The sequence below is a fragment of the Glutamicibacter sp. TV12E genome (assembly GCF_052441935.1).
Classification (GTDB): domain Bacteria; phylum Actinomycetota; class Actinomycetes; order Actinomycetales; family Micrococcaceae; genus Glutamicibacter.
The window spans coordinates 811,578-823,689 of sequence record NZ_JBQVVF010000001.1; the positions used below are offsets into that span (position 1 = coordinate 811,578).

Below are 12,112 nucleotides of genomic sequence, written 5' to 3' on the forward strand. Positions count from 1 at the left end.
ATATCTAACCTATCGCGTTCACAAGAATTTCGAAATCATACTTTAGTAGGAGGGTAGCGTCTTGAACGGGATGCTGGCGCGAAGTGTCCACAGTCCCTTTTCGGAGCTGGTCGAGAACTTTCCGCCAAAGGTGCGCATACGATCGGACATTCCAATCAGCCCGCTGCCACCCTCTGGCAACCCCTTTGCCTTCCTGCCTGAAATGTCTATCTGATTAGTAACTTCCAATACAGCCTCAGTGCCATTGGATATCAATTCGAGGGTGCAGACGCTTCCTGGAGCACCATGCTTTATGACATTCGTTGTAGCTTCTTGCATCACGCGATAGATCGCTGTCTGCGCTGAACGGGGAAGATCAGAGATTCTCTCGTCCGTGGTTGAGTTCACTTTAAAATTCGCGTCCTTGAGACGTTGCGCGAATAGGTCCGCCCCCTGAAGCGCGTAAACGGTCGTTGCAGCGGGCTTGTCGACACCCAACGCCGCTTCGTCCGACATAGTTCCATCAGCCCGCAAGACATTGAGCATCAGCCGCAAGTCGTGCAGAGTTTCGGAACTCAGCTTGGCAATGACATCCAAGGCGTCGAGAGCCATCTGGCCGTCGTTGGCGAATTTCGCGGCCTTCGGCTGCATGGCCACGATGGTGATGTCATGCGCAACAATGTCATGAAGGTCCCGAGCGATGTTTTTACGTTCTGTCTCGATTGCCGAACGAGTTTGCTCTTGGGCCTTGAGCATCTGCTGCACGACTTCTGCATTCTTCTCCCGCAGAATAAAAATGCTGCGGGTCAGGAAGTAGGCCAAGACTGTCAACGGGATCAGGGCCACCAGCAAAATGGCGTCCTGCTCCGCTTGGATTCCAAATTGGATCATCCAGGCGGCCGACAAGGTCAGGAATAGGGCACGAACACTTCGCGCTGCGACCGTGGCCGCAAGTGCGCCAAAAATCATGAACGATACTATCGTCCATACGAATATGGATCCTTCGTTGAGCAGGAAATATGCGACGGCAATAAAGATCCCGAGCGACACCGCAACCCAGCGCAACCCCAATGCCAGGGTCAGGCACAGCACAACCCCTACCAGTGCACCTCGCACAGATACAGCAGAGGCCCCGTTGAACCCATCTTCCAATATCGTTACGAACTCACTGCTTGACAGCAATATGAGGATTGCGATGCCAACCCAAATAATGACACCCCGACCAGCCAGTAGCTTGGTCAGGGTGTCTTTCAGTCGCTCACTCATACGCCGAATAATTCACGGCAAAGCCATTCAAGTCAAATAATCTTGCTCATGGGCAACCTACCCCGTAACGTTCGCAAACCCACTTAGAGAAATCCGAACCCCAGCCAGCTGGTGTAGCAACCGGACCGCTGCTAACCTCCTGGTCCGATGCCGCGGATGCGGGAGCAGCCACAACAATCAGTGGTCCTAATGCCAATGCGGCAACGGCCAGCATTTTCAAACCCTTCATAACAAACCCCACATCTCGTCAACTTATATACTTGCAAGTAGGCAGCCCGTCAGGTGGTGTGCAACATCGACCCAAAGGAAAAAATGGAACAAATTAAGGTCCTAATCGTCGATGATGAGCCCCTTATTCGACATGCGTTGGGCACAATCCTAGCAACGGATCACGGAATTGTAACCGTATTTTCTGCAGAAAATGGCAAGCAGGCAGTTGAGTATTGTTCAGACAATGCCGTCGACGTAGTTCTGATGGATTTGCAGATGCCTATTATGGATGGTGTTAGTGCTACACATGCCATTAAATCGATCAAAGACAGCCCGGCAGTGCTTGCAATAACAGCATTCTCATCGGATGAATATTTGGTGCCTGTTCTAACGGCTGGTGCCAGCGGCTACCTTGTCAAGGATTCTGAACCGGGCGAAATTATCAATGCAGTTCACGCGGTTCATCAGGGCACGGCAGCCATTTCTCCGTCAGTTTCTTCGGACCTAATTTCGGCGGTGCGCGAAGCTTATGCCGACAATTCCCAAGCTGTCGAAGACCTCATTTATGATCTCGGGATTACTAATAGAGAAATCCAGATTTTAAAACTACTTGCCAAGGGTTTAAATAACACTGAAATTTCAAAAACTCTGGGGATCACCGAAACCACTGTTAAGACACACATGGCCAAGATCTTCGCCAAACTGGATGTTCGAGACCGCGTACAAGCACTCGTGGCCGCTGCACGCATGGGAATTGTCGAAATCCCCAAGGGCTGAATATCGCTTCACACAAGTGTGAGCTCGAGCGCTCCGGAAGATATTTCGAGTGCCATGGGAATATCTTGGAGCCTCATGCGTTGAACATGAGCATAGACCGCTCAAGTTTCTACTAGGAGGCTCACTTGCCAGCATTTTTTGGTGCACCATCAGACGGCTCGTTTGAGGAGTTCCTCTCTCGGTTCCTCTCGTCGCGAGCACAGGCAGCACGTCCAATCGACATCACCCGCCTGCTTTCCACGCGGACCCATGAGGCAGTAGCAACGGCCGCAGGGATTTCGCATGAGCACGGGCATGACGAGATCGACTCCTTGCACCTGCTCGCGGCGCTGATACGCACAGAACCCATTGGCGAACACCTCGCCGCCATGGGCATCGACATCGAGGCGTTGAGCCAAGATGCCATCGCCCACCTGCCAAAGAGCCAAGAAAAGGGCGAAAAGCCAACGCGGCTATCTTCTGCTGCCCAGCGCAGCCTCTTTGATGCCTACCAGGTGGCACGCAACTACGGTTCGACCTACATCGATCCTGACCATCTCTTTCTCGCTTTTGTTTTCAACCCGGAATCCCCGGTCAGCCACTTGCTGGCACAGCACGGAATCACCGGCCAGTCCCTGCAGCAGGCAGCCATGGAACAGGCCCAGCGCGCCCAAAACGGCGGACAGGACCAGGGCCAAGACGAGTCCAATGCCTCGATGCTCGAACGCTACGGAACCGATCTGACGGCGCTGGCCGCCGACGGCCAGATCGATCCGGTCATCGGTCGCGACGACGAGCTGGACCAGGTCGTGGAGATCCTGGCTCGCCGCACCAAGAACAACCCTGTGCTGATCGGCGAGGCCGGCGTGGGCAAGACCGCCATCGCCGAAGGACTGGCACGGGCCATCGTTGATGACCAGGTTCCAGAGCAGATCCGCGGTTCCCGGCTGATCTCCATCGACCTGCCCGGCATGCTGGCCGGCACCCGCTACCGCGGCGACTTCGAACAGCGCCTCACCGGCCTACTCGAAGAAATCGCCGACGCCGAGGGACAGGTATTGGTGTTCATCGACGAAATGCACCTGCTGGTTGGCGCCGGTTCCGGCGAATCCGGAAATATGGATGCCGCCAACATCCTCAAGCCGCGCTTGGCTCGTGGCGAACTGCACCTGATCGGTGCCACGACGCTGGATGAGTTCCGCAAGGTGGAGAAGGACAGCGCTTTGGCCCGCCGCTTCGGCAAGGTCATGGTTGACGAGCCATCGCAGGAAGTCAGCCTGGCCATCCTTGAAGGCCTGCGCGAATCCTACGAGGATCACCACCAGGTGCAGTACACCCCGGCTGCGCTCAAGGCTGCCGTAGCGCTTTCGGCCCGATACCTCACCGACCGCCAGTTGCCAGACAAGGCCATCGACCTGATCGATATCGCTGGCGCCCGGCGTTCCATTGCCGCCGGCGATACCGAGGATGTGCAATCCCTGCGTTCCGACCTGATGGAAGCCGAACGCGAGAAGTCCCGCGCCATTGGCGAGGAACGCTTCGAGGATGCCAGTGCCTGGCGCGACCACATCGCCGAACTGACCGCCCGGATCAACGCGGCCGAGAAAGCCGGCGACGCCGGAATCACCCGTGTCGTGGATGAAATCCAGATCTCCGAGGTCATCGCCCGCTCCACCGGCATCCCGACCTCGCGGATCACCGGCGATGACAAGTCGCGGCTCGCTACGCTGGAACAGTCGCTGCATGCCTCGGTGATCGGCCAGAAGGATGCCGTCTCCGCCGTGGCCCGCGCGGTGCGGCGCAATCGTACCGGCCTGTCCCCTGCGGGACGTCCCATCGGCTCGTTCCTCTTCCTGGGCCCCACCGGTGTCGGCAAAACCGAGCTGGCCAAGGCCTTGGCAACCAACCTGTTCGGGTCGGCTGACTCGCTGGTGCGTGTGGATATGAGCGAATACGGCGAAAAGCACACAGTTGCCCGCCTGATCGGCGCCCCTCCGGGATATGTCGGCCACGACGAGCCCGGCCAGCTGACCGAGAAGGTTCGCCGCAACCCGTACTCGGTGATCCTGCTTGATGAGATCGAGAAGGCCCACCCGGACGTGTTCAACGTGCTCCTGCAGGTGCTCGATGACGGGCGCTTGACCGACTCGGCCGGACGCACCGTGGACTTCTCGAACACGCTGATCCTGATGACCAGCAACCTTGGTGGCGAGTATCTGGCCAACAAGGCCGGAAACTTCGGTTTCACCTCGGCCAAGGCCACCAGCGAGGCTGGAGAGATCCGTGCCAAGGTGATGAGCAAGGTGCGCGAGTTCATGCGCCCCGAGTTCCTGAACCGGCTGGATGAGGTTCTGCTCTTCTCGAAGCTTTCGCAGTCGGAGATCGGCCAGATCGTCAAGCTGGTCATCGCCGATACGCGGAAGCACCTGGCAGACCAGGAACTGGCTCTGGAAGTCAGCGACCCCGCCGTGAACTGGCTGGCCTCCGAGGGCTACGACCCGGAGTTCGGCGCCCGGCCGCTGCGCCGATTGGTTCAGCGCAAGGTGCAGGATGCCATCGCCGATCTGCTGATCGACGATTCGCTGGCTGCCGGCGACACCGTCTTGGTGGACTTCGCCGACGACAAGCTGGTGGTGCGCAAGAAAGTTGATGCTCCAACCCCGCCAGCACAAAACGAGCAGGTGCCCAGCTTCTTCGATAACTAGGTCGAATTAGCCGCAAAGGGGCTTGATGCGCCGAAGCTTTTGCTTCGGCGCATCAAGCCCCTTTTTGCATGCCCTGAAGACGTGCTTCCATAGCTGCGTCATGGCGATGCCAGACGATGGTCAATTGGACGGATTCGGGAACTTCGTTACGTCAACGCCACAGGTAAGAATCAAGTCAGCGTCCTGCTTCTGAAGAGTGCAATGATCCGCGACAAAATGCCTGGACTCTGCCATGCCGCTGATCCCGTCGATCCTTTCGTAGACAAAGGCGGACGCTGGAGCATAAACGGCAAAGCTCGCCGGGTCGAAACCCGGCTCTTCAACGAGGACAGACTCGCCCGTCTCCGCCGTCACCTTGTGCTGAATCGACACGATTGAATATAGCCCCGAGAGCAGCCAAAAGCATAGCCAGATCAACGATGCCGCAGTGACGAGCAGATGTCCGAGAATTCGGACAAATACACGAATGCTCTTCCGCCTGATTCCGCCGAACATCCGCGGAACAAGACACAGCGAACCCGCAACGGCTGAGAGGCCGCTAACCAGCAATCCGCAAAACACCAGCGGCCAACCCGGCAAGATGAAAAAGAAAACTTTTCCGGATGATGATAGCTGCTCCAAGCATGCCCATAACCAGCCAGCACCCAGTCCAAAAATCACTGCGACAGCAAGAAGAAAGATTCCCCAAGCCAGTTGCTTTCGATTCAGCCCCGTGCCTTGCGGCTCAAGGATTTCGCCGCTTTCAACAGCCATCTTTTCCATCTCAAGACATTCCTTCGAGATGATATGGCGTTGTTCGAGAAGCTGCCTTTGGGAGGAATTTCATCCGTTCAGTCTTTCAGTCCAAAAAGGGCAATGCGTCCTCCCTAGGTATGAATAAGTCCAAGTAAATTATGGTCCAAAATTGCAACGGTTGAAAAGCCGCTCGCAAACGATGCGCGACGGCCGAGTCCCACATCCTGGAAGTTGTTGCGCTTCAAGCTGAAGAACAGCCCCACGGTGTTAGCATGAACCAAATTCTTGGACGCTTCGGGAGAATCTTGGCAATGGAAATATCTACGACAAAAGTTCCTTCCCGGGAACAGGTCACCGCACTTTACGATTCCGTCGGCTGGAGTGCTTATACCGACCAACCTGACGTGCTTGCCAAGGCGCACGCCAACTCGGACTTTCTTGTCTACGCCTACGACAAGGATCACCAGCTCATCGGATTGGCTCGCGCAATATCTGATGACGCGACCATTTGCTTTCTCCAAGACATCTTGGTTCACCCGAAGGCCCAGCGCACCGGAGCAGGAAGAGAACTGTTCTCGGCCGTCCGAAAAAGATTCGAGCACCTACGCCAATTTGTGCTCATTACCGATGATGAACCGGGGCAACGCGCGTTTTACGAATCCATGGGTCTGACCGAAGGTTCAGATTTCGAGCACGGTCCTGTCAGAATTTTCGCCCAGTTTCTCTAATAGATGGCTTTTAGCGCATTCGTCCTAATAGACTGGGAATTCACCACTCTGCTAGGAGCAACTCTTGCGCATCCGAAGTTTCATGGCCCTGTCCATGGTGGCTCTTTTGATGAGCGGCTGCAGCACACCCCAAAGTCCGGCCCCTGCTGCTGAACCGGAAAAATCGGCAACCGCTCCAGGCGACTCCACCGTCCCGGCCAAGGCTTCTGGAACTGGACTTGCTGAAAATTCAATCGCTCCGACTCCTGCTGAGTCCACCGCAACGGCCTTGACTGGTCAGGCTTGGGCAGACTCCAAAATTCAAATGTGGAAAGACAACTCGGGCATCAAATCCACCCAAGGATTCTTGTATCCCAATAATTTGATGACCTCATGGGAGTCTCCCGAAGAAGGCGTCTTGAATATCTATTTGGACAACAGCATGATCTTCAACCGGGACGGGATGCAGGAAAGCTACCAAACGCGCGAGGACGAGCTTCGAAGCATGGGGCAAGTAATGTTCGAGAGCATCGGCGAGCAGTCGCCAGAGTTGGAAAGCGTCACTTTCGCCACCGAAGACGGAAAAAATTCAGGAACCTACTCCCGAGCCCGAACCGGAGCAGACCCCAACGATCGCAAAGCCTGGGCCAAGGAAAAATACGTGCAGTGGATTGCGGGCATGAATGACGTATATGAATCCATGTGCCACGCAGAAATCACCACCTTGGAGGTGTACCGCAATTGCCTTCCTGCTGACCCACACGCCTACGTCGACAAGGTGACATCGCCTGCATTTGGCAAACTTGTCGTCACGATCAACGATGGTCCATGGATGGACGGCATCTACGACACGCCTGCGTCCAGCTTCGTCTCCTCAAACATGATCATCAAGATCAACAACAAGGCTGCCGTGAGAGAACAAGTTGAAAAGCTGACTGTTATCGCCAGGGATGGCGAAGATACTAGCACTGCATTGCGCGAAGAGTGGATGCAATAGGCAGGTGCCGCCGCCACCACCGATTCTTCCAGCATGAACGGCACGCTCTAGGCTTGAATCCATGACACAAGAACTGTCGATTCCGTTTAAAGATTCTGAGCTCAGTGCCCTATGGTCACCTGCTGGGAGAGCCAGCGCGGTCATGATTTTGGCCCACGGCTCGGGGGCGGGCAAGGACCATGAGTTCATGACCGGCTTCGCGCAAGCTGTCGCGGATCTCGGAATCAGCGTCTTGAGCTTCAATTTCCCCTATATGGACGCTGGCAAGAAGTTCCCGGACAAGGCGCCCACGGCTATCGCTGTCTGGCAGCAGGTGCGTTCATGGGTTCAGGAGCATGTAGCCGAGGGGCTCCCAGTGGTTGTTGCTGGCAAATCCTTTGGCGGGCGCATGGCTTCGCTGGCGGTTGCCGAAGGCATGCCGGCGAACGCTCTGATCTTTTTGGGCTACCCCTTGCACGCACCGAAAAAGGAAGACAAGCTTCGCGATGAGCACCTCTACCCGTTGACGGTTCCCATGTTGTTTTTGGAAGGCACCAAGGATCCCTTCGCCAATCCAGAAAAGATGGAAACCGTCGCTGCGAAGCTCAATAAGTCGACGGAACTGGTCTGGTTTGAAGGCGGCAATCATTCCTTCAAGGTAGCCCGTTCTCAAAGAACGGTGGCGCAGGATGGTGCCTGGCTGGCCGAAGCGACCGCCAACTTCATTTCGAAGCACACCTCTTAGATACTGTCTCGGCGCCAATAGCTGTGCGGGTCATCCAGGAAGTCGTGCCATCCCCGCACCAGCTCCAGCTGTTCAAAATCATTTTCGCGAAGTCCCCATGACCCAGCCGCCAGGATCCGGGCGTCCGGGAATGCAGCCAGAATGGGCGCATGGGTGGAAATAAGCAACTGCGATCCCCCGTCAACGACGGTGTGAAGCAGTTTCATCAGCTTCGCGCAGCCCGCCAACGACAAGGCAGACTCGGGCTCATCCAAGATCCATAGGCCCTGGATAAAGGGAATTCGCTCCTCAACGAGGTCCAGGAAAGACTCGCCATGGCTCCGCTCATGCAACTTGGTCTCGAATCTGGATTCTTCGAGATAGGTGTAGAAGTTGTGCATGGTTTCTGCGCGCAGGAAGAATCCCTTCCGCGAAGCCGCGGCACCACGCTGAAGCTTGAGCTGCCGCCACAGTTCGGATTCGCTCGTCCGCGTCGTATTCATCGCGCCCGTCGAACCACCCTCAGCGTTCATGCCATAAGCCATCGCCAGCGCTTCAACGAGAGTCGACTTTCCAGTGCCGTTTTCACCGACAATGACGGTGACTTGTCCCAGGTCAAGTCCCTCATGAAGCAACTGGCGCACCGGCGGCAGGACAAAGGGCCACCGTTGATTTCCAAGCGACTCCTCAGGGTCAATAGCCTCGACTCGTCTCACCGGCATGAACATCTGCGAAAATTCCACAGGCTCAGCCCTCTTGGCGCTGCAAGAAACTATAAACCTCGGTCTCATCCACGCCAGGGAAGGCGCCGGTGGGCATCGCCGCGAGCAGGTGCGTATTGGCACGCGTGGCCGGCCAGGCATTGCCGAACCACTGATCCGACAGGTTCGCCGGCGGGCGGCGGCAACAGTTTTCATCCGGGCATGTGGACTGGCAACGTTCTTTGGTATCGCGGCCACGGAACCATTTCACGTGCTCAAATGGGACCCCGATGGACAGCGAATACAGTCCCGATGAGTGCCGTTCGGTGCGAGCCGTGCACCAATAGGTTCCGTTGACTGTATCGGTGTACTGCTCAAAGGAGCGGAACTTGTCCATCTGTTCAAAGACGACTCGGCTGGTCCAATATCGGCAAATGCTCTGCCCTTCGATGGCGCCGGTATGATCCGCCGGGAAATTCACGCGGTCGTTTTCATAGGCCTTGTGCAAGATGCCGGACTCATGCACCTTCTGGAAGTGGCAGGTCATGCCCAAGTGCTCGGTGGCCAAATTAGTGAATCGGTGTGCCGCCGATTCATAGGACACGGCAAACGCGTCGCGAAGGTCCTCAATGGCCAGCTCGCGATTGTTCTTGGCACGGCGCAGAAACTCGACTGTTGATTTCTCCGGCATCATCAGCGCTGCAGCAAAGTAGTTGGTGGCTACGCGCTGGGAGAGGAAATCGGAGTAATCCGTCGGCGTCTTATGGCCCAGGACGTGATGCCCCAAAGCCTGCAACAGTACCGACCGCGGATCGTGCTCGGTCCGGTTAGCCTGGGTCAGGTAGATCCGCATATTTTTCAGATCGGTCACCGAACGCGTGGAGTGAGGCAAGTTCCCTACGAAGCGCAGGCTGAAGCCTAGATGTTCAGCAATATCCGCTGCTCGGTGGTGAGACAGCGGACCAGAATCATGGCCGACTGCAGAAAGAACCTCGGAAGCTTCCTGCTCGATTTCCTTGTAATAGTTATTGCGGCGCCGCATCTCTTGCCGTAAAGCGGTATTGGCCCGGCGAGCCTCTTCAGGGGTCGCTGCCTGTTCGTTCAAACGGCGTTCGAGTTCGTGTTGCAGTCCCACCAATGACTCGAGCACGTCCATCGGAAGGCGGGTGCCCACGCGTACGGTCGGCAGTCCCAAAGACTCGTAGAGCGGGCCCCGCTGGGCACGTTCCAGCTCGATTTCCAAGGCTGCCCGGCGTGACGGAGGTTCGGTGCCCAGCAGGTCGTCAACGCCGACGTCGAAGGCTCCGGCCAGCGCTTTGAGCAGTGAAAGCTTGGGTTCGCGCTTGCCATTTTCAATCAGAGAAAGTTGGCTCGGCGCTGTATCGACCACGGCCGAGATATCGTCCAAGGTCATTTGCTTGCTTTTGCGAAGGAACCGAATCCTTCGCCCCAGGGCAATGGCATCCATCTCCGGAGTCTCTCCGGAGCCATGGCCATTTTCCTGCGTCTTCGCGCGGTTCCATGTGGTTGCAGTCACATGCCCAGAGTATGTGAAGAATGGCCAACTTTTCCAGAGCTTGGCGATAAAAGAAGCTTTCATGTGTCCTTGAAGCCCTCGCGCGTAGAAATATATTCAGTTCTTCCAACTTCAGCACCCCTTTCGCCATTCATACCAAATGCACAGCGCACCAGCGGAATCATGCAGACCCGCCATTCGTTGAAGTAGTCAATCAACCAAGAACGAGGAGCACGCATGACAGCCATCGCAGAAAAAGTCCTCTTCGCGAAAAACTCTGCCCACGATCCGCCACAGACTTTTGTCGTCATGGGCATCGATGGAGCAGGCAAGAGCACCGCTATCAACACCTTGGTGCAAGAATTGATCAACGAGCGGATTCCTGCACGGAGACTGGCCAATGCCGCTGGTCGACGTTGGCTCAACAACTTCTCGCACAACTCCGGCATTCAGGTTCCATGCCTCATCCAGTCACTGATCGAGACGACCATCCGGCTCGTCAACGTTGTGCGCAACTCATTCACTGCTGCGCGGGGCCCGGGACTAACGGTGATGGACCGCCACCTGTATTGCCAGCTGGTTCTACGCCGAGTCCGAGGCCAGAAGCCAGGCGTGCTCCTGCCGTGGCTGGCACGGAAAAGCACCGAACACGCAACTGTCATTCTTCTGGATCTTGATCCTCACCTTGCGTTCCAACGCATCGAAGCGCGAGCCGAAGATAAGGAACCCCTGGAATTCCTGCAGGCAGCACGCACCGAATACCTCCGCCTGGCCAAGCTGCATGGTTGGCTAGTGCTTGACGCATCCGTGCCCGCGACACACTTGGTGGAGCGATTGCGCATGATCGCAGGCAAGTAGACTCGACTCATGAGCGAAGCACAGGCTACTTTTGCACCGGAATCCATTCTTGAGCTGGCCAAGAGCGCCAAGAAGCAATGGGAACTAGGGCAGGTCCGGCTAATCGCCGCAGGTACTTTGGCCGATAACGGAACTTTGCTGCGAAGCTCCGAAGCCGAGGCTAGTTGGCAGGTATCCATTCGCTCCATTGAGAAGGAAGCTCCTTTCTCCTCTGCGCTCACAGCTCAGGTCATCACGCTGGTTGCTGGTGATTTTGTTGAGCTCACCGTCGAGGGCGAACAGCACGGACTAGAGCCACTGCGCCCGTTGAAGTTCACCACCAGCGACCCTGTTGAGGCCAGCCAGCCCGCCGAAGAACTGCTCACCGTTTATGTTGCCGCGGATCCGCAAAAGGTTCGCCCCACGGTGCGAATCATTGAGTTGTCGAAGAAGCGCGAACAGCACCTCTTCGACGGCCAGCTCGGCGTCCTGCTTCAAGGATCAGCCACTTTGCTGCTTGGCGATGAGCAGCAGCCGGTGAACCTGCGCGATACCGTCGCCGGATCGGATGCCCAAGAACCACGCATCTTAGGCCGCGGCGTCATGGCAGTTGTTTCTCTCGACCTAGCATAGCCAACATACGGTGTCGGCCCTCTTCTGAGCCCCACAGTAAGAACGGCGAATTTTCGCGCCGCTTCCCTGCTTCTGCGCGCCGCCCCAGAAGTAGAGTCGCCCTCGTTCTGCGTACCCATCACTCCCCTGGTTCAAATTCGCACTTCCCGGGACTTCACGTTTTCACCACCTGCCGCACCATCAAATCCTGGCTCGAATCCTTTGGCCATCGGCTAGTTCCCATATCAGACGGGGTCGTTGCGCTGATCGTCCGGCGACTCTGACCGCGTGCGCTTCCCCGCAAACACGCGAGGCATTCTAAAATTTCACGCTTTTTCTCATCCACTTCTCTCGATTTGCTCAATTTTTAGCGTCCAGCTCCACTCTT

At 56.5% G+C, this 12,112-nt stretch carries 11 protein-coding genes; 7 read left to right on the forward strand and 4 right to left on the reverse strand.

The genetic code is table 11. The features are described from left to right. Nucleotides 1–42 precede the first annotated feature (42 nt). Entirely contained in the window at nucleotides 43–1,245 is a 1,203-nt protein-coding gene (locus tag ACT7DV_RS03690) for a sensor histidine kinase (protein WP_444660934.1), read from the reverse strand. A gap of 312 nt (nucleotides 1,246–1,557) precedes the next feature. Between ACT7DV_RS03690 and ACT7DV_RS03695 the strand changes: the two genes are divergently transcribed. Beyond that, nucleotides 1,558–2,232: a response regulator gene (locus tag ACT7DV_RS03695; RefSeq protein WP_444660935.1), complete on the forward strand. Its 675-nt coding sequence runs from the start codon at nucleotides 1,558–1,560 to the stop codon at nucleotides 2,230–2,232. 125 nt (nucleotides 2,233–2,357) lie between these two features. Continuing rightward, a complete protein-coding gene (locus ACT7DV_RS03700) occupies nucleotides 2,358–4,916 on the forward strand; it encodes an ATP-dependent Clp protease ATP-binding subunit (RefSeq protein ID WP_444660936.1) in 2,559 nt (852 codons plus the stop codon). 120 nt (nucleotides 4,917–5,036) lie between these two features. On the opposite strand, the gene ACT7DV_RS03705 is transcribed toward ACT7DV_RS03700, so the two are convergent. Next, the gene (locus ACT7DV_RS03705) at nucleotides 5,037–5,678 is read right to left on the reverse strand and encodes a hypothetical protein (protein ID WP_444660937.1); all 642 of its coding nucleotides are present in this window, start codon (nucleotides 5,676–5,678) and stop codon (nucleotides 5,037–5,039) included. A gap of 245 nt (nucleotides 5,679–5,923) precedes the next feature. On the opposite strand from ACT7DV_RS03705, the gene ACT7DV_RS03710 reads away from it, so the two are divergent. The 3 genes from ACT7DV_RS03710 (at nucleotide 5,924) to ACT7DV_RS03720 (ending at nucleotide 8,079) form a co-directional block, all read left to right on the forward strand. Further along, nucleotides 5,924–6,379 carry a GNAT family N-acetyltransferase gene (locus ACT7DV_RS03710; RefSeq protein WP_444660938.1) on the forward strand — a complete coding sequence of 152 codons (456 nt, stop codon included), beginning with the start codon at nucleotides 5,924–5,926 and terminating at the stop codon, nucleotides 6,377–6,379. A gap of 64 nt (nucleotides 6,380–6,443) precedes the next feature. Further along, nucleotides 6,444–7,355 carry a hypothetical protein gene (locus tag ACT7DV_RS03715; RefSeq protein ID WP_444660939.1) on the forward strand — a complete coding sequence of 304 codons (912 nt, stop codon included), beginning with the start codon at nucleotides 6,444–6,446 and terminating at the stop codon, nucleotides 7,353–7,355. Nucleotides 7,356–7,416: 61 nt separating this feature from the next. After that, nucleotides 7,417–8,079, forward strand: coding sequence for an alpha/beta hydrolase family protein (locus ACT7DV_RS03720; RefSeq protein ID WP_444660940.1), 663 nt, complete (start codon nucleotides 7,417–7,419; stop codon nucleotides 8,077–8,079). On the opposite strand, the gene ACT7DV_RS03725 is transcribed toward ACT7DV_RS03720, so the two are convergent. Together ACT7DV_RS03725 and ACT7DV_RS03730 are read right to left on the reverse strand one after the other, a co-directional pair. After that, nucleotides 8,076–8,801 (reverse strand): AAA family ATPase, encoded by a 726-nt coding sequence (locus ACT7DV_RS03725; protein WP_444660941.1) that lies wholly within the window; start codon nucleotides 8,799–8,801, stop codon nucleotides 8,076–8,078. The genes ACT7DV_RS03720 and ACT7DV_RS03725 overlap by 4 nt on opposite strands. A gap of 4 nt (nucleotides 8,802–8,805) precedes the next feature. Then, nucleotides 8,806–10,359 (reverse strand): helix-turn-helix domain-containing protein, encoded by a 1,554-nt coding sequence (locus ACT7DV_RS03730; RefSeq protein WP_444660942.1) that lies wholly within the window; start codon nucleotides 10,357–10,359, stop codon nucleotides 8,806–8,808. A gap of 153 nt (nucleotides 10,360–10,512) precedes the next feature. Here ACT7DV_RS03730 and ACT7DV_RS03735 point away from each other — a divergent pair, with 153 nt between their 5' ends. Together ACT7DV_RS03735 and ACT7DV_RS03740 are read left to right on the forward strand one after the other, a co-directional pair. Further along, entirely contained in the window at nucleotides 10,513–11,133 is a 621-nt protein-coding gene (locus ACT7DV_RS03735) for a thymidylate kinase (RefSeq protein ID WP_444660943.1), read from the forward strand. Between the two features lie 9 nt (nucleotides 11,134–11,142). Beyond that, the gene (locus ACT7DV_RS03740) at nucleotides 11,143–11,745 is read left to right on the forward strand and encodes a HutD family protein (protein WP_444660944.1); all 603 of its coding nucleotides are present in this window, start codon (nucleotides 11,143–11,145) and stop codon (nucleotides 11,743–11,745) included. The last annotated feature ends 367 nt before the right edge of the window (nucleotides 11,746–12,112 follow it).

Bases quoted from the DNA above. Each gene is read 5' to 3' on its own strand.
- ACT7DV_RS03690 (WP_444660934.1), bottom strand. From the start codon at position 1,245: ATGAGTGAGCGACTGAAAGACACCCTGACCAAGCTACTGGCTGGTCGG.
- ACT7DV_RS03695 (WP_444660935.1), top strand. From the start codon at position 1,558: ATGGAACAAATTAAGGTCCTAATCGTCGATGATGAGCCCCTTATTCGA.
- ACT7DV_RS03705 (WP_444660937.1), bottom strand. From the start codon at position 5,678: ATGGAAAAGATGGCTGTTGAAAGCGGCGAAATCCTTGAGCCGCAAGGC.
- ACT7DV_RS03710 (WP_444660938.1), top strand. From the start codon at position 5,924: ATGAACCAAATTCTTGGACGCTTCGGGAGAATCTTGGCAATGGAAATA.
- ACT7DV_RS03720 (WP_444660940.1), top strand. From the start codon at position 7,417: ATGACACAAGAACTGTCGATTCCGTTTAAAGATTCTGAGCTCAGTGCC.
- ACT7DV_RS03730 (WP_444660942.1), bottom strand. From the start codon at position 10,359: ATGAAAGCTTCTTTTATCGCCAAGCTCTGGAAAAGTTGGCCATTCTTC.
- ACT7DV_RS03735 (WP_444660943.1), top strand. From the start codon at position 10,513: ATGACAGCCATCGCAGAAAAAGTCCTCTTCGCGAAAAACTCTGCCCAC.
- ACT7DV_RS03740 (WP_444660944.1), top strand. From the start codon at position 11,143: ATGAGCGAAGCACAGGCTACTTTTGCACCGGAATCCATTCTTGAGCTG.